General features: G+C 40.6%; 24 protein-coding genes. 9 read left to right on the top strand and 15 right to left on the bottom strand.

What is annotated here, in order from left to right; genetic code table 11:
• Positions 1-54: 54 nt before the first annotated feature.
• From H9647_RS08720 to H9647_RS08690, 7 genes are all read right to left on the bottom strand, one after another.
• On the bottom strand, positions 55-1284 hold the full coding sequence (locus H9647_RS08720; RefSeq protein ID WP_191799336.1) for a putative amidoligase domain-containing protein: 1230 nt from the start codon (positions 1282-1284) through the stop codon (positions 55-57).
• A 111-nt stretch (positions 1285-1395) separates the two neighbouring features.
• Positions 1396-1953, bottom strand: a complete 558-nt coding sequence (locus tag H9647_RS08715; protein WP_191799335.1) for an outer spore coat protein CotE — start codon at positions 1951-1953, stop codon at positions 1396-1398.
• 113 nt (positions 1954-2066) lie between these two features.
• Entirely contained in the window at positions 2067-3032 is a 966-nt protein-coding gene (locus H9647_RS08710; protein ID WP_191799334.1) for an aromatic acid exporter family protein, read from the bottom strand.
• 190 nt (positions 3033-3222) lie between these two features.
• Positions 3223-4062, bottom strand: a complete 840-nt coding sequence (locus tag H9647_RS08705) for an ABC transporter permease (RefSeq protein ID WP_191799333.1) — start codon at positions 4060-4062, stop codon at positions 3223-3225.
• Entirely contained in the window at positions 4059-4841 is a 783-nt protein-coding gene (locus H9647_RS08700) for an ABC transporter ATP-binding protein (protein WP_191799332.1), read from the bottom strand. The genes H9647_RS08705 and H9647_RS08700 overlap by 4 nt, the downstream gene beginning before the upstream one ends.
• Positions 4842-4868: 27 nt before the next feature.
• Entirely contained in the window at positions 4869-5879 is a 1011-nt protein-coding gene (locus H9647_RS08695; RefSeq protein ID WP_191799331.1) for an ABC transporter substrate-binding protein, read from the bottom strand.
• Between the two features lie 234 nt (positions 5880-6113).
• On the bottom strand, positions 6114-7631 hold the full coding sequence (locus H9647_RS08690) for a carboxypeptidase M32 (RefSeq protein ID WP_191799471.1): 1518 nt from the start codon (positions 7629-7631) through the stop codon (positions 6114-6116).
• Positions 7632-7749: 118 nt separating this feature from the next.
• Here H9647_RS08690 and H9647_RS08685 point away from each other — a divergent pair, with 118 nt between their 5' ends.
• The 5 genes from H9647_RS08685 to H9647_RS08665 all read left to right on the top strand — a co-directional run bounded on the left by H9647_RS08685 (position 7750) and on the right by H9647_RS08665 (position 10339).
• A complete protein-coding gene (locus H9647_RS08685; RefSeq protein ID WP_191799470.1) occupies positions 7750-8097 on the top strand; it encodes an iron-sulfur cluster biosynthesis family protein in 348 nt (115 codons plus the stop codon).
• Positions 8098-8144: 47 nt separating this feature from the next.
• The gene (locus H9647_RS08680) at positions 8145-8723 is read left to right on the top strand and encodes a beta-class carbonic anhydrase (RefSeq protein ID WP_191799330.1); all 579 of its coding nucleotides are present in this window, start codon (positions 8145-8147) and stop codon (positions 8721-8723) included.
• Positions 8724-8943: 220 nt separating this feature from the next.
• A complete protein-coding gene (locus H9647_RS08675; protein WP_191799329.1) occupies positions 8944-9501 on the top strand; it encodes a PadR family transcriptional regulator in 558 nt (185 codons plus the stop codon).
• A gap of 89 nt (positions 9502-9590) precedes the next feature.
• Complete coding sequence (locus H9647_RS08670) at positions 9591-10055, top strand: hypothetical protein (protein ID WP_191799328.1); 465 nt, start codon at positions 9591-9593, stop codon at positions 10053-10055.
• Positions 10056-10060: 5 nt separating this feature from the next.
• Positions 10061-10339 carry a YxcD family protein gene (locus tag H9647_RS08665; protein ID WP_191799327.1) on the top strand — a complete coding sequence of 93 codons (279 nt, stop codon included), beginning with the start codon at positions 10061-10063 and terminating at the stop codon, positions 10337-10339.
• Positions 10340-10579: 240 nt separating this feature from the next.
• Here the strand turns inward: H9647_RS08665 and H9647_RS08660 are convergent, their stop codons facing one another.
• On the bottom strand, positions 10580-11449 hold the full coding sequence (locus tag H9647_RS08660; RefSeq protein ID WP_191799326.1) for a hypothetical protein: 870 nt from the start codon (positions 11447-11449) through the stop codon (positions 10580-10582).
• Between the two features lie 210 nt (positions 11450-11659).
• Between H9647_RS08660 and H9647_RS26135 the strand changes: the two genes are divergently transcribed.
• Both H9647_RS26135 and H9647_RS08650 read left to right on the top strand, forming a co-directional pair.
• Positions 11660-13120, top strand: a complete 1461-nt coding sequence (locus tag H9647_RS26135; RefSeq protein ID WP_191799325.1) for an ATP-binding protein — start codon at positions 11660-11662, stop codon at positions 13118-13120.
• 276 nt (positions 13121-13396) lie between these two features.
• A complete protein-coding gene (locus H9647_RS08650) occupies positions 13397-14878 on the top strand; it encodes a 4-hydroxyphenylacetate 3-hydroxylase family protein (protein WP_191799324.1) in 1482 nt (493 codons plus the stop codon).
• Between the two features lie 23 nt (positions 14879-14901).
• On the opposite strand, the gene H9647_RS08645 is transcribed toward H9647_RS08650, so the two are convergent.
• The 3 genes from H9647_RS08645 to H9647_RS08635 form a co-directional block, all read right to left on the bottom strand.
• On the bottom strand, positions 14902-15612 hold the full coding sequence (locus H9647_RS08645) for a hypothetical protein (RefSeq protein WP_191799323.1): 711 nt from the start codon (positions 15610-15612) through the stop codon (positions 14902-14904).
• Positions 15596-16078 (bottom strand): flavodoxin, encoded by a 483-nt coding sequence (locus H9647_RS08640; protein WP_191799322.1) that lies wholly within the window; start codon positions 16076-16078, stop codon positions 15596-15598. Before H9647_RS08640 ends, H9647_RS08645 begins: the two co-directional genes overlap by 17 nt.
• 199 nt (positions 16079-16277) lie before the next feature.
• A complete protein-coding gene (locus tag H9647_RS08635) occupies positions 16278-16691 on the bottom strand; it encodes a hypothetical protein (protein WP_191799321.1) in 414 nt (137 codons plus the stop codon).
• Positions 16692-16865: 174 nt separating this feature from the next.
• Between H9647_RS08635 and H9647_RS08630 the strand changes: the two genes are divergently transcribed.
• Together H9647_RS08630 and H9647_RS08625 are read left to right on the top strand one after the other, a co-directional pair.
• Positions 16866-17729, top strand: coding sequence for a class I SAM-dependent methyltransferase (locus H9647_RS08630; protein WP_191799320.1), 864 nt, complete (start codon positions 16866-16868; stop codon positions 17727-17729).
• Positions 17730-18464: an RluA family pseudouridine synthase gene (locus tag H9647_RS08625; RefSeq protein WP_191799319.1), complete on the top strand. Its 735-nt coding sequence runs from the start codon at positions 17730-17732 to the stop codon at positions 18462-18464.
• 67 nt (positions 18465-18531) lie between these two features.
• Here the strand turns inward: H9647_RS08625 and H9647_RS08620 are convergent, their stop codons facing one another.
• The 4 genes from H9647_RS08620 to gyrA all read right to left on the bottom strand — a co-directional run bounded on the left by H9647_RS08620 (position 18532) and on the right by gyrA (position 23794).
• Positions 18532-20040, bottom strand: coding sequence for a DHA2 family efflux MFS transporter permease subunit (locus H9647_RS08620; protein WP_191799318.1), 1509 nt, complete (start codon positions 20038-20040; stop codon positions 18532-18534).
• Between the two features lie 9 nt (positions 20041-20049).
• Positions 20050-20490, bottom strand: a complete 441-nt coding sequence (locus H9647_RS08615; RefSeq protein ID WP_191799317.1) for a MarR family winged helix-turn-helix transcriptional regulator — start codon at positions 20488-20490, stop codon at positions 20050-20052.
• Between the two features lie 184 nt (positions 20491-20674).
• On the bottom strand, positions 20675-21106 hold the full coding sequence (locus H9647_RS08610; RefSeq protein ID WP_191799316.1) for a MarR family winged helix-turn-helix transcriptional regulator: 432 nt from the start codon (positions 21104-21106) through the stop codon (positions 20675-20677).
• A 249-nt stretch (positions 21107-21355) separates the two neighbouring features.
• The gene (gene gyrA / locus H9647_RS08605) at positions 21356-23794 is read right to left on the bottom strand and encodes a DNA gyrase subunit A (RefSeq protein ID WP_191799315.1); all 2439 of its coding nucleotides are present in this window, start codon (positions 23792-23794) and stop codon (positions 21356-21358) included.
• Positions 23795-23798 lie beyond the last annotated feature (4 nt).

The following is a 23798-nucleotide window of genomic DNA, read 5'->3' as shown; positions in this document are numbered from 1 at the left end:
AAGATACGGCTTTCTATCGTTCAGATCTCTATTATAACAAAAAGACTAAGCATGTCATGGCTCTAGCGGAATATTCCACATAGGCCGGATATCTCTGGTTTCATCCCACGTCTTTCCTTCGTATAAGGCAGACACTAGCGGGTTGATATATTTATGAAATTTGCGGTATTCAGGAAGGAGAATCATTTCTTGCAAAAGGGGCTCCATAACAGAACGTAGTAAAACCCGGTCCCCTTCATAAAAGGCTGCATGGATCTCTGGCTGATCCAGCGGCCGCAAGTTTAGTCTACGGTACTGAGAAACAATAAGTCCTGCCATAGCCACGACCCCTTTTGCAATCATGGGAGAGACTAGAAAGCTCGGCAGCGTTCGATATTCAAATCCTCCGTATGGCTGAACTCGAAAATCTCCCAGGTATCCATAACGCGGCCGTCTTCCGGCACTTCTCGGATCCTCCAGGATAGCAACAGGCAGCGCTAAATAATTGTCGAGAGCCCGCAAGAGTTCAAAGCTAAGCACCACCCGGCTAAAATGTACATGTCCCCCAAGAGGAATCCCTTTTACAGGCATCCCTCCTGCACACCAGATTAAAGAACGATCGGTAATAAGGGAAGAAGCCGTACGAAACGCATGCATTAGGTGGGTCATGAGTTCTCTTGGTTCAGCACTCGGACTTGGACGGAGTTCGGCTACAGGATAAACCCTTCTTCCACCCCGGGTAATAGAGTCACATCCCGCTTCTCCCTGACGATCCAAGAACTGAGAGGCAGGAACCATAGATCTGTCTTCACGTAATAGTAAAAACTCGGGGTCCATGCCAAGTACCGGCACGATACCCGCTTCTACTTCTGCTTCCAAAGCGAATTCTGTTTCCCCTATTGCTTGTTCGTACATCTGACGAATATCATCACTTATGAGCCAAGGGTAATCGTTGACACGCGTAATGACAGCACCTTTTTCCGATGATTCCAATACAATCTCTGCGTGCACTAAATTCAGCGCATATGCTGCCTTTACGGCGGCACGTTCAATTCTTTTATAACGGGACGTTTCTTCTATTCTCAGTAGGGACGTCTCTTTCACTTGCTTTATTCCTGTGTATACTACCTTCCGAACACGCAATGCTTTCAGCTGACTAACTAGCACTTCATAATATACTTTAAAATGATTTTCTTGCTCTCTATGTATAGAGAGGGTGGAACCGAGACCCGAACGTTTTAGTCTTGCAGATCGTTCTGCTACAGACATCTGCTCATATAAAGGCAAATTCCGGATTACTGCCATCCCGCTTCCACCCTTCTCCTTTAGGCTAAAAAAAATAAAAAAAGGAGGGCTGCCGCCCTCTACGCCGAAGAGTTCGGCGCATATGATGCACTATACAGATCGAAAAAGAAACTACAGTTCATCATCCAGTGAATCTGGATCAAGTTCATCGAAATCTGCTTCGACTGTACCAAAATCATAATCTTTGTCATCGTCCCCACAGCCATGAGGACTAACAAGTACATTGACTTTGGTTTCGGCAATCAGTTCGACAGCAAATTCGCGTTCCACCCGAATAAGTACACTTTCCCCATTTGAAGATACACTTGCTTCTACGCAGCTCGGCTCCTGTGTAGACTCTGCAGAAACCTCTACTGTAGAAGCACGGTGTTTCGGATCAAGGTACGACAGTGGAACATTCTCTACATAAGATACTGTTTCTTTAGCAACGTCGGTTTGAGAGTTTTGGTCATATGAATACCAAATATTGATATCGTAAGTACCAATCACTTCAATTCCGTCACCAGCCGCAACCGCCTCGTACTCGTGATTTATAATCCATGCACCTAAAATACTGGTAGGATTATGTGGCGGAGTCACAGTATGTGTTACGGTAGAGAACTTACGACCTTTGCCGCAGATCGCTTTCGTTATAATCTCTCTACATTGTTGTTTATGACCTAATGACATCTTTGAACCTCCTCCATACAATCATTCCATTTATATGTATGCAGGACATGGGCATTTGTTGATTGATTAAGTCACTTATTTTTTCTATTAATAAAAGATTTATGAAATAAAAGCTATTCTCCTTTAGCTGACACGGGAAAAGGAGCTTTATCTTTTTTCGCAATTTTTAAATATAATCCAAGTTCTCTGCAGAGCTGTCTAATCGCTGAACGAAGTTCAAATTCCTCCCTTGTGGTTGGGAGATCCATTACGCGAAACTGTTCTTCCATTTCTTGCAGCAGTTTTTCGGTACGTCCCGTATAGAACTCGGTATGAACATCAGCGCTTAGCTGATCAAATAACTCAGCTACCATCTCGGCATGTGTCATCGTTGTGTATACTTGTGATATTAGATGCATCATATGCTGAATAGAATCTAGCTGCGTCTTTCGCATGTAAAAATAAACCGTCCATTCTTCGTTTGGATGAATAACCTGATTTTCGAGATACATTTTAGAAGCTGCAATTCCGCTTGATATCACTTTTTCTGCTTCAATAATCTCTTTCCCACCCCAAACATAAGAAGGATCCTTTAAGGTGTTAGCAAATTCCTTGAAAATCACAGAAAATAATGCGTCAATGTCGTGTCTTATGTTTAACAGTTTATTATCCGGTTTCGGCATGTAAGCCATATTCACAACCATAGCCGAACCCAGACCGATAATAAGCATCAGAATCTGAACTCCGATGACCTCAAAACTAATCTCCCCTCCGTTAAATACCCGAAATACCACAACGGAGCCGGTAACGATTCCTTCTTTAAACCCTGCTCGTACAATCGCAGGAAAAGCAGTCAGTATATATGCTGCCAGCACCCAGTAGTGAAATCCAAATACGGCAAACAGAACAGATGCAAAAAGAAGCCCGACTACCGACGCGAAAAATCGTGCCGAAATGGTTTTCAGGCTTCTTTTGCGAGTTACGTCCACTCCAAGTATAGCGAGTAGACCTGCCGAGGTCGGACTATGCAAGCCCGCCGCATCAGCAATCAGAACAGCCATAAGAGCTGCAATAGCTGTTTTAATAACGCGAAACCCCATGTATGATATCTCTCCTCTATCTCTATCGGTAATCAAGGTTCTATTCGAATGCAGACAACCTTGTTATTACCCAAACGGATCGTAGGTATTTATCGTACATGATTTTTGTTAGCCGAACAATGTAACTTATTCGGGTGACGCTAAATGTACATATTTCCGAGTCTTTTTTACATTTTTTTGATCTATTGTGCTATAGTTCACGCCCTCCCATCAGTTTGCGTTCAAGCCAGGCTACAAGTTGATACATCATCGTAGCAACAACGGCGATGACGATAAGACTCGACATGACGAGCGTAAAGTTAAATACCTGAAAACCATAAATAATGAGATATCCAAGTCCTTCCTTCGCAACAAGAAATTCTCCGACGATAACCCCGATCCAAGCAAGCCCCACATTCACTTTTAAAGTAGAGACAATCGCCGGAAACGAAGCAGGAAAAATAACTTTTCGAAAGATTTGCTTGCGGTTTGCTCCAAAAGTACGAACAACCTTCACATAATTCGGATCTACTTCATTAAAGCTGTTATATACAACGAGCGTTGTAATAATGACAGTAATGGAAATGGTGGTCATGATGATCGCGGTAAAGCCAGCACCAAACATGACGATAAAGATGGGCCCGAGGGCTACTTTGGGCATACTATTAAATACAACGAGGTATGGATCAAGAACCTTAGACAAGAAAGGGGACCACCAGATCAAGATGGCAATGAGCGTTCCTAGAATGGTTCCAAGCAGAAACCCAACCACCGTCTCAAATACAGTAACGGATAAGTGACTCCAAATTTCACCGCTGGCTACATCCTTACCAAGCTGTCCAAAGATTTTAGAAGGATAACTGAAAAGTAGCACATCAATCCATTTCATTCTTCCAGCGATTTCCCACGATAGAAACATGATAATGAGAATACCAATCTGGGTAAGACTGACTTTTCGGCGCAAGGATTTTCGTTTGCGATTGTACTGACCATGAATTTGCCCAAGCCAGTCCTGCCCTTGAGATGGATCCAAACCTTCTTGCTCCTTCATCTGTTATCCTCCTTTCCATCTGTGTCTTCCAGTTCTCTCCATATCTCATTAAATAGTTCATTGAATCCTGCCTGTTCCCGCGCATAAAAAGGCTGCGCCTTTCGAATTTCATCCGGAATTAGGAATGTTCTGCGAATTCTCCCCGGATTTTTATCGAGTACAATCACTTTATCACTTACAGCAATCGCTTCAGATAAATCATGTGTTACCAGGATAGCCGTCTTTCCCTGCTCTCGGAGTATGTCAGAGATCAGATCTTCAAGTTGAAGTTTCGTTTGATAGTCTAATGCTGAGAAGGGTTCATCCAGCAGGAGCAGGTCAGGGTTCGTTGCCAACGTTCGCACAAGCGCTACCCGCTGGCGCATCCCCCCTGATAAGGAAGAAGGGTAGAGGTTTTCTGTCCCTGCGAGGCCCATATTTGCGAGCATCTCGCTTGTTTTTTGCGCAGAATCTTTCGTAAGCTGTCCTGTAATTTCAAGACCAATGAGTATATTCTCCATAATGGTCCGCCACAGGTACAAATAATCCTGTTGCAGCATATATCCAACCTTGGGGGAGGGGAACTTGATCACATCTCCAGATAACCTGACTTCTCCTTTCGTAGGAAAAAGGAGTCCGGCAATCATAGAGAGTATCGTTGTTTTACCGCAGCCGCTTGGACCGACTAGACTAATGAACTCGCCTTGCTCTACTTCTAAATGAAGTGATTCAATCGCGAGTTTCGCTTCTCTTTCGGTCACATAGACATGGGTAATATCCTTCATCTCTATTAAAGTCATTCACTCACTTCCTTTGATAAAAAAGCTTCATTTGGAGGAGATAACATCATTTGCAAAATCGTTATTCACAATGGCAGAAGCGGGAACTTCCTCTTTCAGCTCTCCTGCATTTTTCATAACTGCAAGCAAGTTATTCCATTCTTCCTCATCAATGATTGGGTCAGTGGCATAAGTTCCTTGTGCTTTATAGCGCTCTATACTGCTCGTAACTATCGATGGATCCGCATCTTTAAAATAAGGCATGATCACTTCCGCAATTTCTTCGGATGAGTGCTCATTCACCCAGGTCTGTGCTTTATGAAGTCCTCTAGTGAATTTGGTTACCGTCTCTTGGTTCGCTTTTATATAGCTTTGCTTTGTCATAAATACCGTATAAGGCAAATGTCCGCTCTCCACCCCGAAGGAAGCCACTACTTTCCCTCTACCTTCCTTTTCAAAGATGGATGCCTGCGGTTCAAAGAGCTGCACATAATCTCCGGTTCCCGAAGCAAAGGCAGCTGCAATGTTTGCAAAATCGATATTTTGAATCAGCGTCAAATCCTGGTGAGGATTGATCCCTTTTTTACCTAGGGCAAACTCTCCCGCCATCTGCGGCATCCCGCCTTTTCTTTGACCGAGGAATTCACTATCTTTAAGCTGTGACCAGTCAAAGTCACCTTGTTGATCTCTTGCGAATAAAAAGGTTCCATCGGTTTGAGTTACTTGAGCAAAATTGATGACAGGGTCTTCTGCTCCCTGCTGATATACATAGATCGACGTTTCCGCTCCCACCAAGGCTATATCAATGGACCCTGCCAAAAGAGCAGCCATTGTCTTATCTCCACCAGCGGTCGTTTGAATCTCTACATCAAGTCCTTCTTCTTTAAAAAAACCTTTAGCGACAGCTACATATTCCGGTGCATAAAATACGGAACGAGTAACCTCCCCTACCCTTACCTTTACATCTCCGCTGCTTTTTCCATCCGTACACCCGCTTAGAACGACACTTAACAGGAGAACCGGCAACACAAGCAGCTTCCACCATCCTTTTCCTTTCATCTTAGAACCCTCCCCTAAGTAAGCAATGCAATTTATGAGTATAGGTATGCAATAAACTTACAAATGGTTAATGAATTCGGAGAGATCATCGCGCCCGTTTCCATATATTTTACATAGTAATGTAAAAAAAGCTGACAGATCATAATGACCGTCAACTTTGTCTTCTATTTTTTGAAAGCGAAGTGAATCTTGAGTCATGAAATTGATTCAAGTATATTTCTCTCTATCTAAGCTCTATAAAGAATAGATCTCTTTATATTTACTCTCTAAATAATCTGCAAGATAATCCGGATTCAGTTCTTCTCCCGTAATTGCGAGAATAAGTTCAGAAGGTTTCCGCGATTTACCGTACTGGTATACTTTCTCAGTAAGCCATTCTTTAATCGGAGAAAGATTTCCTTCTCGAAGATAACGATCAAATTCAGGCATTTCTTTTCTCATCGTGTTAACGATCTGTGCAGCATACATATTCCCCAGTGAATACGACGCAAAATAACCAAAATCTCCGCTCGACCAGTGTACATCCTGTAAGACACCCAATCCATCGTGAGGAGGTGTCACACCGAGGTATTGTTTATATTTTTCATTCCATACGGCAGGAAGGTCTGAAACAGGTAAATTCTCGTTAAATAGCATCTTTTCTATTTCATAACGGATAATGATATGCAAGTTGTAAGTTAATTCGTCTGCTTCAATACGTATCAGTGAACTCTCTACTTTATTAATTGCACGGTAGAAAGATTCGGCAGACACATCTTTTAGCTGCTCTGGGAAGTACGACTGTAATACCGGATAGTAGCGCTCCCAAAAAGGAAGACTACGGCCAATCATATTTTCCCACAGTCTCGATTGAGATTCATGAATTCCCATAGAAGTTCCTTCTGCAAGAAGGGTCCCTGCAAGTTTCGGATCGATATTTTGTTCATATAGCGCATGTCCGCCTTCATGAAGTGAGCTGAATACGGCGCTTGCCACATCTTTTTCATAATAATGCGTGGTAATACGCACATCCCCTGGATTAAGTCCTGTAGCGAATGGATGTACGCTTTCATCGAGTCTTCCGGCTTCAAAGTCATAGCCCATTTCCCCCAGAAGATAGCGGCTAAATTCTTCTTGTTTCTTGATATCAAAAGATTGATCCAAAAAGGAAGTATCCGGTTTATGTACGGAATTTTTGATTTTTTCTTGCAGGGGAACAAGACGTGCTTTCAATCTGCTAAATACTTCATCGAGTTTTGCTACCGTGAGATCCGGTTCAAACATATCAAGCAGCGTATCGTAGCGTGTATCTTTCACGCCATAATAATCTATGAATTCTCTCTTCATTTCTACAATTTGGGATAAGTAAGGTTCAAAGGCAGAAAAATCCCCGCTTTCTTTTGCACTCTCCCACTGCACTTGTGATTTAGGCGCAAGCACGCTAAAAGCTTGGAATTTATCCGGCGGGACGGACTGCATACGATCCATCTCCAGCTTAAGGTCCTCCACCAAACGCTGATCTTGCTCTTGAAGCTGCACAAATACATCTTCGTTCGTTAAATAAGTGATGAGTTCTTTCATTTCATCTGAGATCGAAATTTTGAATGCTTCCGTTGCGAGCATACCAATGGTCTCAGAACGTGTATCTACGCCCTTACGCGGAGCACCCGTAGCTAAATCCCAATCAAGCAATCCGATAGCCTCATAATAACTTTTTATTTTGCGATTCATATTCAAAAAAACTTCGAATTTGGATTGAATATTGTGATCCATATCAATGCACCTCATTTACAATATAATCTCTTCCTATTGATCATACTTTTTGTAAGTCGTATAATCAACTTTACAGAGTAGATTACTCATCTTGTTATATAGGAGGGAACGAGTGACTATGAAAATCAAAGTAAACAAGGCTGCAGAAGAGCTACTCAAGGAAAAGCTTGGTGACAAGCCTGGTGTCATTCGTTTGTTTTACGACACGGAAGGCTGCGGTTGTGTAGTAAGTGGCGTTCCTGCATTCCATATTGTTTCAAACCCTGAAGTTTTGGATATTACAATTATGAGCAATGTCCCGGAGCTCACCTTTATTCTTGACGGCTCAAAGGCTGTTTTTTTTGAGGAAGAACTTATTTTATCAACAGACCCTGGTGATCGTTCTTTGAGACTATCCAGTAACGGACAACATTATGGTATGTATCTGTTTCCAAAGGATACTCGTCTACAAGAAACTCAGGACTAATTAGTTAAACCTTATTACTAGCTAGTAAATACCAAGGAGGATGTAACATGGACAACATCAAGGATATTCTGGAACATAACAAGCAGTTTGTAGAAAACCGGGACTATGAGGCTTACATATCAGATAAGTTTCCTCAAAAGAAAATGATGATCGTTACATGCATGGATACACGACTCGTTGAACTTCTTCCGAAAGCTATGAATTTCCGTAACGGAGACGTTAAAATCATTAAAACAGCAGGTGCTGTTATTTCTCATCCATTCGGTAGTGCAATGCGCAGTATTCTTGTTGGCTTGTACGAGCTTGGCGCAAAAGAGGTTATTGTCGTTGGGCATCATGAATGCGGAATGGCTGCACTTAATAGTGATGATATGATTCATCACATGATGGAAAGAGGAATCCCCGATACGGTTCTTAACACGATTGAACATTCCGGGATCAATCTAAAAAACTGGCTCCGCGGATTTAATAACGTACAAGAAGGATTGATGGAAACGGTAGAAATGATTCGTAACCACCCTCTCCTTCCTTCCGATGTACCGGTTCACGGTATGATTATTGATCCAAAAACGGGCGCACTGGATCTATTAGTCGACGGAACTAAAAATCTTGCAGTCAAATCTTAATATATAGAGAAACAAGACCCTAAATTATGCTTTGTAATTTAGGGTCTTGTTTTTTTATTACATTTTCGTGACATAACTTATACAATCTTCTGGTGGAAACCGGAAGAACGGTTGTCAAACCATACAGTATTAGTGTACACTTTTATTCATATTATAGTTATAGAAAACGCTTAATTTCATGTTTGATGTAGCTATAACTTAGTAAAGGAGACATGTCCACTTGAACATACTGTCCTATGGTTTGCTCGGGTTACTCACACGTGACGAATCTTCCGGCTATGATCTTATGCTAAGAATTCAGCCTCACTGGCAAGCAAAGCATAGTCAAATTTATCCTATTCTTTCCCGAATGGAAAATGAAGGACTGCTGTCGGCTCGCTGGGTTGAACAAACAGACAAACCGGATAAAAAAATGTACCGTGTCACAGACAAAGGTATTCAGAAATTACTGGACTGGATGTACACTCCCGTGTCCACCCCTGCTTTAAGGGATGAACTCAATCTGCGTATGATCTGCTTCCAAGTCACGAATCCCATTGTGATGAAGCGATGGGTCGATGAACGCAGAGATTGGTTTGAATCTCGGCTTGCATATTATGAAGCATTGCTTGCCAATTTACCTGAAGAAGCAGAACAGCCAGGCAGCCCATATTTTGGGGAATACATTGTAAATACGAAAGGAACCATGACTGCAAAAACCGGTATTCAATGGTGCCATTGGGTTAATGGCCTCATGAATAATCATTATCAAGAACGCGAAGCAACCCGTACACATTAATGATCGCAAAAAAAATGAAACCAATGATTTTCTCAAACGTAAATAATCTATGTCACAAAAATCACATTCCAGGAGGGTTTTTCACTCATATGAAAAAATGGTTCAGCACGAAACGTATATTAATGGTGATGATGGCTTTTACACTGATTTTCTCTACTCTCGCAATTCCGGATCATGCCGATGCACGCCGCGGTGGATTTAAGTCAGGTACCAAGTCCTATCAAAGCAATCCTAGCCGTTCTAATAACAGTACGAACTCAACTACAAAAAGCAATGCTACAAATAACTCTGCAAATACGGCAGCCAAGAAGCCAGGATTTTTCGGCGGTGGATCTTTAATGAAAGGTCTGATGATTGGTGGTCTTGCTGGGATGCTGTTCGGAGGTCTTTTTGGTAACATGGGATTCCTCGGCGATCTGCTCGGTCTTGCAATTAACCTCCTAGCAATTTATGTAATTGTTATGCTTGGAGTAGGTATCTATAGATCTATCAAGAAACGTCGCCTGGAGAATGAAAGATCAGGTAATAACAACGGCGGAAACGGACGGTATTAAGAAATATGGTTATTACAATGGATGAGATCGTGAATGCAATATGCATCCACACTGCAGAACGTAAACAAATTAACCCAACAGATGTTCAAGTCGAACTTAGCTGGGATGAAGATACCGGATACAGTGCAGAGGTATGGGCTCAAGGTCGCAGCCAGTTCATCGTTGAAGCGAATATGATTGAAGCTATCCTGCGTTACGTTCACCAGGAATATAATATTCGTGCTTATCGTGAAGATGTTACCCTTGAACTTGATGAAGAAATTACGGCTACGATCCGTACTTAATCTCTACAATTTAGTATAATCTAGGTATACAGAAGAAAAGGCGGTCTTAGTGTCATGACAATGACGCTGGACCGCCTTTTTATTTTACGAATAAAAAAACTATTCCCACCAGCTTAGAGAGAAAGCTGGTGGGAATAGTTAAAGTTCTTGTGTAAGTAAATGTATTTATGTATGTTTATTTATTATCTACCAGTGTACTCAGATCCATGATCAGCTAGATCCAACTGGATTGGAGTGTAACTAAAAGTTACTACTACTAGTCCCAGCAGGAGTGCTACGGAAAGAACGGCTTTTTTCATCTGATAAGTCTCCTCTCATAATGATATCGTTTAATATATCATAACACATCTTTAATTGTGAGACACTACCAAATTTTCTAATAACTTCAAATAATGATATTGCCTTTTTAAAATATTTATCATTACCCAACTGATCCGCTGCAAAAAGAATATGCAGAGTTAGATCGATCGCAAGAGAGTGCTCTTGTCTTTTGTGTCTATATAAAGCTAGCTGATACTGATAAGCCAAGTAATGCGCTGCCTTAACCTTCTCTTTGTAGTGGGTATAGTCTTTTATGTGTTGCTTTAACTGATTAATCTCAGAATCCACATCGTAATTGAATTGATTCGCAGAGCGAAGGATATTTATTAATCCTTGTAGCGCTTGTTCGGGAGTTTTAACTAAAAACTCAACATACTCAGGTATTCTTTCTTGTTTACCATCTAATACATCAATTTGTAATGTATTTGCTGAAGCAAAAAACTTGAAGTCTTCTATTATAAACTTTCCTGTTTCAGTAGAATCATTAAGCCAATCAAGATTCGCATAAAATGATATGTACTCTCTCGATTTGTTGAGTTCACCCAATTTCTGATAGGACAGACTTTTCATCAATGAACTATAACCAAAATAATAAATAATATGTTGTTTAAACTCATGAGAAGTGGACTCCGTTTCAACGAGTTCTTGGTGAATTTCTTTTGCTAAACTCATCAGTTCATCTGAGAACGAAAGAACTTCTTCCCAATTCTCTAATGTATAGTTGATCTGGATCAACTTAACCAATGTGTCTAAGTCGAGAGATTCGCTATAAGGATAATGTTCATGCATTATTTTCCCTCCCCACTATTTAATATCATATATTTACTTTATTTTACATTACATAAAACATCAGGTCAATTAAATGTAATACTATTGATTTTAATAGACATTGTTGGCGTATTTCACTTTTAAATACGAGATAAATGTTGCCGTTTTCTTTTCTAAGATTATAATTAAAATCATATACATCCCTGTCACAGATAAGAGAGGAGACATTCAGTGCTACCACAAAGTTATGACTTTGCTTTTACACAAGCTGCGATAGGTATGGCTCTCATTTCATTAGAAGGAACCATTCTAAATGCAAATCCAGCACTTTATGATCTCTTAGGATACACACCGCCTGAAATCAGTTCATCTCCCCTTCACTTCATTGAAGACGACATTATCATTAAAATCATTCAAGTGGGACGATCTCTTCAATCCGACCATCGAAATACCAATTCTCAACCGTTCGAACAAGAATATAATCATCCTTTGGGACAGAAGATTTCTCTTCACATCCATGTTTCTATGGTTTTGGATAACAATAAAGTCCCTCTACATTATTTGGCTCAATTTGAAAATAGCACGAAGATAAAATATATCGAGAAGCAGCTACAAGAAGTAAAGTCCGCTTTACATGAGAATGAAAACTTTCTTCAACAAATGTTAGAAGAACTTTCTCTTACTGTGCTGATTACGAAACATGGCATTATTAAGTATGTGAATCCCGCTGGATTGCAATTGATTTATGCTGATAGTTTGGATGAAGTACTCGGGAAAAGTACAGATCAATTTGTAGATACATCAAGTCACAATACTCTATTGGAACGTAGGGAAAAGTATCATAATAACAAGGAATTAGGATCTGTTCACTATCTAATCCGATGCTTAAATGGACATAAGAAATATGTTGAAGGATTTTCATTACAGATTACCTTCAAAGGTCAAGATGCCGTCATCGGAATTTTCAAAGATATCACAAAACAAGAAGCAGAAAAAGAACGCACGATGCAGTCCGAAAAACTATCTACTGCCGGCCAACTCGCTGCAGGAATTGCCCATGAAATCCGTAATCCACTTACGGCGATCAATGGATTTATGAAACTGCTCCGCTCCTCTAAGGACAAGTCGGATCAATATATTACAATTATAGAATCCGAGTTGAAACGTATTGAATTTATCGTGAATGAACTGCTCGTCTTATCCAAGCCTCAAAGGAATCATACCAGTACACCACTAAATGTAATCTCTTTATTAGATCAAGTAATTATATTAATGAATGGACAGGCTTCTCTTCGGAACATCCAGATTCTTACACAATATCCCGACAAACAATTCGTTATCATTATGGGTGTGGCGAATCAACTGAAGCAAGTATTCATTAATTTACTTAAAAACGCACTAGAGGCGATGAATCATGGAGGAACTATTCATGTTTATCTCCAAATAAAAGATAACGAAGTCCAAATCAGCGTTCAGGATCAAGGATACGGCATGACTGAAGATCAGATCAAAGCTTTGGGAGAGCCTTTTTATACAACGAAAGATACAGGGACTGGTCTTGGATTTATGATTACACAAAATATTATTCATAATCATGGCGGAGTAATTACAGTAGACAGCATTCCTGAGCAAGGTACCACGTTTACCGTATCTCTTCCGCAGATCGTGATTGCAGATAGAGCAGATCTATAATCCATAAAGTAAGAAATAATTATGATTCTGCGCTTGCTCACATAAAAGAACTGTCTCAAGGAGTCCATGTAGACTTAACGAGACAGTTTTTCTTTTATCTATTCCAGCTCTCTTTTCGAAGGCTATCTATCTTACATATAAAAGTATCAACATATCGCCCAATCTTACCTATTACGTCAAGGACAAGGTACTTTTAAAACCTCTTCATCGTACAGTATCCTAACAGCAGATAGATGTCCGTCTATCTTCCTAGTCGAGGCGCAAGAGGTGAAAGCAATGCCAATAAAAAATGGTAATCAGTATATCGAGCGAATAGATCAACAGAATTTAAACCTATGGTATCAAGGAAAAAGAATCACGGAACCTTACTCGCAGCACCCTTTGTTCAGCGGACTCATGAAAACACAGGCTGCTTTATACGATTTACAGTGTGATCCTGAGTATCAGGATGAAATGACTTATCCCTCCCCATTAACGGGAGAACCTGTCGGGCTTTCCTTCCTCCCCCCTGCTCATCCAGATGATATCAAAAGAAGAAAACGCATGATGGACCATTGGTCTGCCAAACATCATGGTTTTTTGGGGCGTTCTCCAGACTACATGAATACAGCTCTGATGTCTTTGTATACGGCAGCTGATATTTTAGAAGAGCATAACCCTGCTTATGCGATGAACCTTCGAAATTACTATGCCTACTGTAGGGAAAATGATATCACTTTGTCTCACGCCTTTATTCAGCCATTTGCTAGTAAAGTGTCAGGACAAGTGGATTCGCTCGAGGATTCGATTACAGCTAAAGTCATTGAAATAAATGAAGAAGGTTTTATGATCAGCGGTGCCTTCATGATGGCAACACAAGGCGTTACTTGTGATGAGATGCTCGTATTTCCTACACCAACATTGTATCCTCTTGATGATGAAAATCCATATGCCTTTGCTTTTGCCATCCCCAATGACTTGAAGGGTATAACCTTTATCTGCCGAGAAAGTAATGCCTCCAAGTCTCTCTATAACCATCCGCTCAGCGCAAGATATGAAGAGATGGATACACTTGTTATCTTCGACCGTGTACTCATTCCACATGACCGAATGTTCTATTACGGCGATGAAAATGTCGGTTACCGTTTATTCAGTGATGGAAATTTCCATACTCATATCGGGCATCAAATTGTATCTCGGTATATAGCAAAAACTGAATTTTTCCTCGGACTTGTAGAATCGCTGGCACAAGAACAAAATGTGAGCTTTGATGCTAATATCATCGGCCAGACAGCTAAGATTATGACGATGCTCGAAACTTTTAAAGCTCTTAGAATTGCAGCAGAAGAAGGCGCAAAGCAAAATAAATATGGTTATTATGTTCCAGCATCAAGTCCTCTTCTTGCATCCAGCATTCTATTTCCGTCATTCTATTTAGAAATGGTGGATATGATTCAGCGGCTAGGCTCCAGTGGTATTATTATGATTCCTTATGAAGAAGATCTCTCCTCAGAAGTTGGAAGCTATGTGAATCAGTATTTACACGGTCTGGAGTCCACTTCTAAAGATCGTATCGCTCTATTCAGACTGGTATGGGAACTTGGAGCTGGCTCATTCGGGGGACGGCAAAGTCAGTTTGAGCGCTTCTTCTTCGGTAATGCTCAAACCGTGAATTTCCGGATGTTTAACAGTTACGATAACCATGAAGATTACCAACAGTTGATTCATGACTTCTTAGGTATAGAAAAGAAGGAAACAGATAACGAAGAAGACCAATGATTTGAAGTGAATGGTTATAGAACTTATAGAACCAAAGAAATAGATTCCATCGTCCTCCCCTCAGAACTACAGAGCGGGGATGCAAGCTTTATATAATCCAATGCAAAAAAATAATCTTCCTCGTTAGGCACATAGGTCTCTTTCTTCCCTTCCATCAGACAATCTACTTCAATACAATACGGAAGTTCCCCAAAAGCATGAACACAGAAAACCGTAGCCAGATGTTGATAAGCCTTAATAACCTCAGGGTGATAAGAGACCATGTACTTATGTATGGTTAATTGTGTAGCAGCATTCCTATCAAGTTGCCATGCGGCTTGAAATATAACAGATAAGTCCATTTGTAGCTCCGGAACAAAAATGCTCAGCTCTTCAAAGAGCAGAGTCGGATATAGAAACTCTGCTCTTTGGGATAACACTCGGGTAAGTTCATCCGTAACCTGGGATTTCACATGCCAATAATGGTCAGCAGAATCAAAATCAGAGATTTGCCTTGGCCAGCGTCTTTCAAGTAAATACGGAATAGGCACTTCTCTACGAACCTCGGGAAGAAGCGTATAATACTGATTCACAGCGTGACTAACCGCATACTGTACACGATGTCTCCAAACATACTTCTCAGGTATCTTATCTTCCTTTCTGATCCGGTTCCATGACTTCTCAGACCATAACATCTCTTCTAATTGATAGTCATTCAAAATCCTGTTCACCCTACCATCAGGAGCATGTACCATTCTGTACTTCCTCCTTCATCATACTAGCTAAACGATACGCAAAACGCGCTCCGAATGCGCGGCAATCGTTTTTTTCTTCATCTAAAGGACTATATTCGATCTTCAAAGACGACTCCATGATCACTGCGCCTCGTTCCTTAACCTTCGCCTCTGCGGTATCAACTGCTCCGCAGAATAAATCATATGAAGTATCCCCACTCCCAAAGAGAGAAACGGGGTACCCTGTGAGGTCCACTTCATCAAGTTCCTCATAGAAATCTAAGAATTCATCTGGTAAATCCCCGTCTCCCCACGTGTATAATCCAATCAGTGACCCGTCATAATTCAGCACTTCATCTGCCCTGCACTCTTCAGCTGTCTTCAGTACTGCTGTATGGCTTTGTTTTTTTATTCCTTCCGCAATTAATTCTGCAATTTCCTCTGTGTTTCCCGTTAAACTTGCATATACTATCAAGATGTTAGCCATAGCTATATCCCTCGCTTTATCATGTTATTGCCTCATCATATTTGATAATGATTATCATTGTCAATATATTAATTCTGTTTCCTTTATCGCCTTTGTAGATGCAAAAAAATACGCCTTCTAGAGTGAAGACGTATTTTCATATTTGGTTTCTTTACTTTTCTATGTAAGTCGAAAGGTTATTATTTTGTTTGTTCCACAGCTATACTCTTTCAGCGGAAAGTTTTTGTTCTTTCGTTAGCAACGGTTCAAATTCATATACCCATACTCCGTTATCAGCGACTTTTATTTTTACGAGTCCTTTTATACGCAATTCATCTAAAACCTGCTCAGCTGTTTTCTGATCCATCTCTGTATACAATACAATTTCAGAGATCGTAAGCATCTGGTCATGCTCCATAGCAAGCCGTAAGAGTTGCTTTTCCATCCTCCTATTTTTGGTTTTCTTCATACGAGATTGTTCATATAATCCCATACTGAGGGGAAGTACGCCAAAGATCAGAAATCCGAAATCAAGACCTGAATGGTATACGATAAAGGAATAGATATATAGTACAATCGAAAACAAACCTAGACTTATGAGCGTCCATAAAATCCATACTTTGCTGTTACCCATGGCTCTCCTCCTTCTTCCTATATCATAAGTTTACCCAAAAAAAGCGAATCAGACCAATCCTTAAAGTGAATTTGTCTTGTTTTTTCCGCAGTATTCCGGGGAATACTGGCATGAAAACATAGAATTGTTGTACAATAGTATCTAAATGTTAAAAACGAAGGATGGATTAATTACATGTACGCAGCTCAAGATTGGAAAGACTATGAAGTTATTGATACTGGCGGCGGAGAGAAATTGGAACGCTGGGGAGATATCATCCTTAGAAGACCCGATCCGCAAATTATTTGGCCTCTAAAAAAAGAGACAGGTGCATGGCGCGATGTGCATGGCCATTATCATCGCAGCTCCTCCGGCGGAGGAAACTGGGATATGAAAAAACCGATTCCAGACCGTTGGACGATTTCTTACGATCAGCTTAAATTTTATATTAAACCTACGAGTTTTAAACATACAGGTTTGTTTCCAGAACAAGCAGCCAACTGGCGCTGGATGATGGACAAGATTCAAAATGCAGGAAGACCTATTTCTGTGCTGAACCTGTTTGCTTATACAGGTGGAGCTACTGTTGCTTCTGCCTATGCAGGAGCAAGTGTCGTTCACGTAGATGCTGCAAAAGGCATGGTACAGTGGGCTAAAGAAAACGTTCAGCTTTCCGGCCTTGCAGATCGCCCTGTTCGATTCATAACAGATGACGTATTTAAGTTTGTACAACGTGAACAGCGCCGTGGAAACCGTTATGATGCGATTATTATGGATCCTCCATCCTATGGACGTGGTCCAAACGGTGAAACTTGGAAGCTGGAACAGAATCTCTATCCATTCCTTGAATCTTGCACAGAAATTTTGTCGGATAACCCATTGTTTATGCTGATTAACTCTTATACAACGGGAATCTCTCCTACGGTTCTATCCAACATGCTGAACATGACAATGACGGATAAGTATGGCGGTAAAATATCAGCAGGTGAGATCGGTCTTCCGATTACGAAATCTGGTATGACACTGCCGTGCGGTATACTGGGACGCTGGGAATCATAAATGATGGTACATGGGCGTAATTTACCTCCTCTCACCATTCTTTACGAGGACAATCACCTATTAGGTGTCGAGAAAATCGTTAATGTCCCTACACAGGCAGATGTATCGGGTGATATGGACATGCTGAATCTGCTAAAAGAAGATATAAAAATCAGGTTTAACAAACCAGGTAATGTTTACCTTGGACTTGTTCACCGATTGGACAGACCTGTTGGAGGTGCTATGATTTTTGCAAAAACCTCTAAAGCGGCTTCCCGACTTTCTGATGCAGTTCGTACCAGAAAATTTGATAAGACCTACGTAGCTGTCGTTCATGGTCATCCTCCTGCCCGTCAAGGCAGGCTTGAACATACCTTACTCAAGGATGAGAAGACAAATATCGTTACGGCTGTTCCTAAAGGAACACCTGGCGGTAAAGATGCTGTGCTTGACTATTATGTATTAGGTCAAAATGATCATTTCAGCTTAATTCAAGTCGTTCTTCATACAGGGAGATCTCATCAAATTAGAGTTCAATGTAAAGAAATGGGCTGTCCTTTATATGGAGATCAAAAGTATGGCTCCACTGTAAATAAGCCCGGGCAGCAACTCTCTTTATGGTCTTGTTCTGTTGGTTTTCCTCATCCAGTATCGAAAGAATATGTGCAGCTTATCTCTATTCCACCAAGAGAATACCCTTGGAATGAATGGCAAGAAAGTATATATCAAAGTGCTGCACGTCAGCCTTTTGTCTAACAATACAAAAAGTAGCAACAAAAAAACCGCTCTGCTAAGCAGAACGGTTTTTTTGTTAGCTAACAACTCAATTGGATTGGCTTGCGCTAACTTCCGATTTAACAGAAGGAGCACCGGCAGCGTCCTTCGGAACCGATTTTTTGATAAAGAAGGCAAAGACTAAAGCCACAACCGTAAGAATCGTAGCAATAATAAAGGCAAAGTTAATACCATGAATGCTGGCATCCTTCATTAATTTAGCTGCAGCTGCTGCATCATTCGTATTTACATCCGTATGATCAATAACGTATTGTTTAAGCGAACTGCTATAAAGGGTTACGAAAACCGCTGTACCAATTGCACCAAATACGGTACGCATCGTATTCAACATTACCGTACCATGTGCATTTAACTTTTGCGGTATATCATTAAGCGCAGCCGTCTGAATTGGCATCATCAGGAGTGACATACCGAACATACGGAATGTATACATCAGAATCAGGTGATTATAGGAAGTATCCATTGTTAATTTACTGAATTCGTATGTGGTTACTACAGTAATCACCAAGCCAATAATACTCAGCCATTTCGCGCCGAATTTATCAAATAATCCACCTGTAATCGGGGACATAATTCCCATTACAATCGCACCTGGCAACATGAGAAGACCAGAATCTAATGCACTGATCCCGCGTGTGGTTTGAAGATAAATAGGAAGCAAAATCATACCAGAGAACATCGCCATATTAACTACAACTAGAATTAAGGTATTCAGCGAATACATTCTGTTCTTAAAGACACGGAACTCTAGCAACGGAGTTTCGAGTTTGAACTGTCTCAAAATAAATATAAGCAGTGCAATTGTTCCAACAACAAGACAGGAAACCACAATCGGATCTCCCCAACCGCTTGAACCCGCATCACTGAATCCGTACAGTAAACCACCAAACCCAATCGTTGATAAAATAACGGATGGGATATCTAGCTTAGGATTGCTTATAGGCGTTACATTTTTAACAAAACGCATACCGACAAGTATAGAAATCACAGCAATCGGCAAAATGATCCAGAACAAAGTTCTCCAATCATAATTTTCTACAACATAACCTGAAAGCGTAGGACCAATAGCAGGAGCCAAAATCATGGCAACCCCAATCATCCCCATTGCTTTACCACGTTGTTCAATTGGAAAAATGTTAAGAACAACAACAGAAAGTAAAGGCATGATTATAGCAGCACCCGCTGCTTGAATGACACGCCCCGTCATCAGAATAGCAAACGTAGGACTTATTCCACATAACAGTGTACCGATCGTAAATAGACTCATACCCGAAATAAAAATTTGTCTGGTAGTAAATTTAGCCATCAGGTAAGCAGTTACCGGCATTAATACACCATTAACGAGCATAAACCCGGTAGACAACCATTGTACAGTTGTTTCTGTAATATCCAAACTTCCCATAATACTTGGCAGGGCAACGTTAAGCAATGTTTGGTTCAAGAATGCAACAAACGCACCCAGCAGCATTGCAAGTAGAATAGGACCTTTCTTTACATCTCCAGCTTGAGAAGGCTGGTTCACAGCAATACTACTCATAAAAACGAATCATCTCTCTTTCTCCATCTTTTGAATCATTAATGAATGAATGCGTAAAAGGTTTTCTATATCTTCCTTTGGTAAATCCATCATTGGAGCTACCCGCTTCATAAACAATTGATACATTTTTTCTTGGATTTCTTTGCCTTTTTCAGTTACATGAAGCTCGAGTGACCTTCTATCCTGTAAACATCTTTCCCTCACAACCAACTCAGCTTTAACCAAACGATCTATGACTCCACTCATCGTACTGTTTCCCATATGACAAAGTTCAGCGAGTTCTGAAAGACCAATATTCGGATGATCAATCAGAATAGATAATACGAGGAGTTGAATCCTGGTTACTTCGATCTCACCATTACCCTCATCAACCCAAAAGTTACGATGAAACGTCTGTGATACTTGGCGGAAAGAATTGAAAATACGGTACATCTCATCATAAGCCATCATTATATTCACCCTAAATAGTTATTATATATAATATTTCGTATACGAAATATAAGGGTTACAAAGTAATATTATAACCCGATATTGAAAATAGTCAACTATTTTCATATGTAATTACTTTCTTAATTAAATATATACATAAATAAAACCAGAAATATATTATATTTCTGGTTTAAGACCTTTTTATTTAAGAAGACTGTTTGGTTGTTGCCATTTGTGTTGTGATTTTTGATAAAAGGTACACCAGCAATTGCTGATTATGAGATGATATCTTACTTAATGTCTGATCTATGAATTCTTCTCTAATTGTCATCCCTCGTATCGCTTCGAGCCTTCCTTTTTCACTTAGCGTTATCCACACAACCCGGCGATCACGATCATCTCTTCTTCGTTCTATTAACTCATGTTTCTCCATTCGATCAAGCAGCATCGTAACTGCTGCAGGTGTAGTAGCTAAGTAAGGCGTAAATTCAGAAGGTTTCATTGTTGGGTGTTCCAGCAAAAGTTCCAGTACAGTAAGCTGGGCTTCGGTCAACACAGGAGCCAGTTCCTGTTCCATATGTGATTTATAGTCCTTCGTTAGTCTGGACCACAATTTAACAAATTCGGAAGAATGCATTCATTTCCTCCCCTTTCAATGGATTAGGCCAAAATGTACACAATGAACTTTGATTTACATGGTCTACTATTCACCAGCTGAATTATCTTGTTAGATGAACATTTCGATGTTTTTAGTAAGAATCCTGCCCCATTTTTGGCACTCGACCCTTATCGACGAAGGTTCTTAATCTTCCCAAAAAAGCATCAAAAAAAGTCCTCCATGCCGTATTTTGGCATGTGGAGGACTTGTTATGACATCTATTTTAGATCACTCTGACAAATGTAGAATTTTCACAATCAAATCTGCTTTTTCTGCGGCTACAATCGATTTACCAACGCTTTTCTTGTCGGATATCGGTGCAGACTCTGTTGTGAATGGAAGTGTCTTTCCTTGTTCCGTCCAAGCTAGTAATGATTTAGGCTCTTTCACATGATAAGCGGCAACGATTCGGGTTCCATTGGATCTTACTCTTTTACCTTCTTTGAATTCAAAGGTAATGACTCCCTTACCTCCACGGGTTTGCAGAGGATAATCAAGCAGCAATGAACGCTTAGCATACCCAAGTTCCGTGATGGTGAAAACTTCACCCTCATCTTCGTCAACCCATAATGCAGCGATTACTTCATCATCATCTTTTAACTGAATGCCTTTGACTCCGCCAGATACACGGCCCATAGAATTCACTTCACTTTCCAAGAAGCGTATGCTCATTCCATTTTTCGTCACAAGCAGAAGATGTCTATTACCTGTACTTAATTGTACTTGAATGATTTCATCCCCAGCCGCTACTTTACAAGCAGCTACAGCGGAAGAACGTTTTGTCGCATATTCCTTAAGTTCGGTACGTTTTACTTGACCGCGTCTGGTTACAAACACGAGACTAGATCCTTCTTGTTCAAAATTACGAACAGGAATCACACTAATTACTTTATCTTCTTTCGATAAAGGAATCACATTTACGATGGCGGTACCAGGTTCCTTCCACTTAAATTCTGGAATTTGATGGACAGGAAGCAAGAAGTATTGTCCCCGCTGTGTGAAAACAAGCAAGTTATCAAGTGTATTGACATCAAGAATTGAGGTAATCAGATCACCATCTTTGACACCAGAACTTGTGCGTTCTGCTCCTGATCTAGTAAATGACAACATACTCGTTCGTTTGATATATCCGTCATTTGACAAGGTCACCAGCACATCTTCTGAGTTCACCAGTACTTCAAGATTCACTTTCAGCTCTTCTACCTGATCTTGAATTGCTGATCGACGATCTATACCGTATTTATCGCGTATTTCCTTCAGTTCCTTACGTATAATACCAATCAATTTACGGTCGCTCTCCAAAATACTACGTAATTCTTTCACTTTTTTCTGGATTTCATCCAGCTCTTTTTGAAGTGTTGTAATTTCAAGATTTGTTAATCGGTATAATTGCAAGGTTAGAATGGAATCCGCTTGTCTTTCAGAGAATCCAAACATCCATTCCAGATTGTTTTGTGCATCTTGACGATTCTTGGAGGCTTTAATTGCCGCAATCACTTCATCAAGGATATTCAGAGCCTTTACCAATCCTTCAAGGACATGTGCTCTGTCTTCTGCTTTTTCCAAATCGTATTTGGTACGATAGGTTACCACTTCGCGTTGATGCTTAATGTAAGCTTCCAATATTGGTTTCAAACCAAGTTGATGCGGCGCTTTATTAACAATCGCCACCATGTTGAAATTATAAGTGACCTGTAGATCTGTCTTTTTGAACAGATAAGCTAAAATACCTTGTGCATCTGCATCTTTTTTAAGTTCAACGACAATTCGCAAACCTTCTCGGCCGCTCTCATCCCGTACTTCTGCAATTCCCTCGACTTTTTTCTCTAAGCGGATTGTCTCCATCGCGGTAACAAGACGTGATTTCACGACTTGATACGGGATTTCCGTAATCACAATTTGCTGTTTACCGCCGCGAAGATTCTCGATGTCTGTCTTAGAACGAATATAGATACGACCTTTTCCGGTACGATACGCATCCAGGATTCCTTCGCCGCCCATAATAATGCCGCCTGTCGGAAAATCCGGACCTTTAATGAAAGTCATGATCTCATCAAGCTCAATCGAAGGTTTCTCCATCACCGCAATACAAGCATCAATGACTTCTCTTAAATTGTGAGTAGGAATCTCGGTCGCAAAACCTGATGAGATCCCGCTCGCCCCATTAACCAACAAGTTTGGATAGCGGGAAGGAAGCACCACGGGTTCCTTCGCCGTATTATCGAAATTGTCTTTAAAAAGAACGGTGCGCTTCTCAATATCACGCAAGATCTCCATGGCAATGGGTGATAACCTTGCTTCCGTATAACGCATCGCTGCAGCCGGGTCATCATCTTGTGAACCCCAGTTACCGTGACCGTCAACGAGCACATGGCCCATTTTCCATGGCTGTGCCATACGTACCATACCATCATAGATGGAGGAATCACCATGGGGATGATAATTCCCCATTACATCCCCTACCGTTTTGGCAGATTTCCGATACGGTTTGTCAGGCGTATTATGAGAATCATACATCGCATACAAAATACGTCTTTGTACAGGTTTTAGCCCATCACGTACATCAGGGATGGCTCTATCTTGAATTATATATTTAGAATACCGGCCAAAGCGATCACCAACGACTTCTTCTAAAAATGCCGGCAAAAATTGTTCTGGTAAACTCATTCAA

Origin of the sequence: Paenibacillus gallinarum (assembly GCF_014836635.1) — a bacterium.
GTDB classification, from domain to species: domain Bacteria; phylum Bacillota; class Bacilli; order Paenibacillales; family Paenibacillaceae; genus Paenibacillus; species Paenibacillus gallinarum.
The sequence above is the reverse complement of the archived record's forward strand: the minus strand, read 5'-3'. Positions and strand labels throughout refer to the sequence as shown.

Bases quoted from the DNA above. Each gene is read 5' to 3' on its own strand.
- H9647_RS08685 (WP_191799470.1), top strand. From the start codon at position 7,750: ATGAAAATCAAAGTAAACAAGGCTGCAGAAGAGCTACTCAAGGAAAAG.
- H9647_RS08610 (WP_191799316.1), bottom strand. From the start codon at position 21,106: ATGCATTCTTCCGAATTTGTTAAATTGTGGTCCAGACTAACGAAGGAC.
- H9647_RS08630 (WP_191799320.1), top strand. From the start codon at position 16,866: ATGTACGCAGCTCAAGATTGGAAAGACTATGAAGTTATTGATACTGGC.
- H9647_RS08615 (WP_191799317.1), bottom strand. From the start codon at position 20,490: ATGATGGCTTATGATGAGATGTACCGTATTTTCAATTCTTTCCGCCAA.
- H9647_RS08670 (WP_191799328.1), top strand. From the start codon at position 9,591: ATGAAAAAATGGTTCAGCACGAAACGTATATTAATGGTGATGATGGCT.
- H9647_RS08640 (WP_191799322.1), bottom strand. From the start codon at position 16,078: ATGGCTAACATCTTGATAGTATATGCAAGTTTAACGGGAAACACAGAG.
- H9647_RS08645 (WP_191799323.1), bottom strand. From the start codon at position 15,612: ATGGTACATGCTCCTGATGGTAGGGTGAACAGGATTTTGAATGACTAT.
- H9647_RS08620 (WP_191799318.1), bottom strand. From the start codon at position 20,040: ATGAGTAGTATTGCTGTGAACCAGCCTTCTCAAGCTGGAGATGTAAAG.
- H9647_RS08650 (WP_191799324.1), top strand. From the start codon at position 13,397: ATGCCAATAAAAAATGGTAATCAGTATATCGAGCGAATAGATCAACAG.
- H9647_RS08695 (WP_191799331.1), bottom strand. From the start codon at position 5,879: ATGAAAGGAAAAGGATGGTGGAAGCTGCTTGTGTTGCCGGTTCTCCTG.
- H9647_RS08715 (WP_191799335.1), bottom strand. From the start codon at position 1,953: ATGTCATTAGGTCATAAACAACAATGTAGAGAGATTATAACGAAAGCG.
- H9647_RS08635 (WP_191799321.1), bottom strand. From the start codon at position 16,691: ATGGGTAACAGCAAAGTATGGATTTTATGGACGCTCATAAGTCTAGGT.
- H9647_RS08710 (WP_191799334.1), bottom strand. From the start codon at position 3,032: ATGGGGTTTCGCGTTATTAAAACAGCTATTGCAGCTCTTATGGCTGTT.
- H9647_RS08660 (WP_191799326.1), bottom strand. From the start codon at position 11,449: ATGCATGAACATTATCCTTATAGCGAATCTCTCGACTTAGACACATTG.
- H9647_RS08690 (WP_191799471.1), bottom strand. From the start codon at position 7,631: ATGGATCACAATATTCAATCCAAATTCGAAGTTTTTTTGAATATGAAT.
- H9647_RS08665 (WP_191799327.1), top strand. From the start codon at position 10,061: ATGGTTATTACAATGGATGAGATCGTGAATGCAATATGCATCCACACT.
- gyrA (WP_191799315.1), bottom strand. From the start codon at position 23,794: ATGAGTTTACCAGAACAATTTTTGCCGGCATTTTTAGAAGAAGTCGTT.
- H9647_RS08625 (WP_191799319.1), top strand. From the start codon at position 17,730: ATGATGGTACATGGGCGTAATTTACCTCCTCTCACCATTCTTTACGAG.
- H9647_RS08680 (WP_191799330.1), top strand. From the start codon at position 8,145: ATGGACAACATCAAGGATATTCTGGAACATAACAAGCAGTTTGTAGAA.
- H9647_RS08705 (WP_191799333.1), bottom strand. From the start codon at position 4,062: ATGAAGGAGCAAGAAGGTTTGGATCCATCTCAAGGGCAGGACTGGCTT.
- H9647_RS08700 (WP_191799332.1), bottom strand. From the start codon at position 4,841: ATGACTTTAATAGAGATGAAGGATATTACCCATGTCTATGTGACCGAA.
- H9647_RS08720 (WP_191799336.1), bottom strand. From the start codon at position 1,284: ATGGCAGTAATCCGGAATTTGCCTTTATATGAGCAGATGTCTGTAGCA.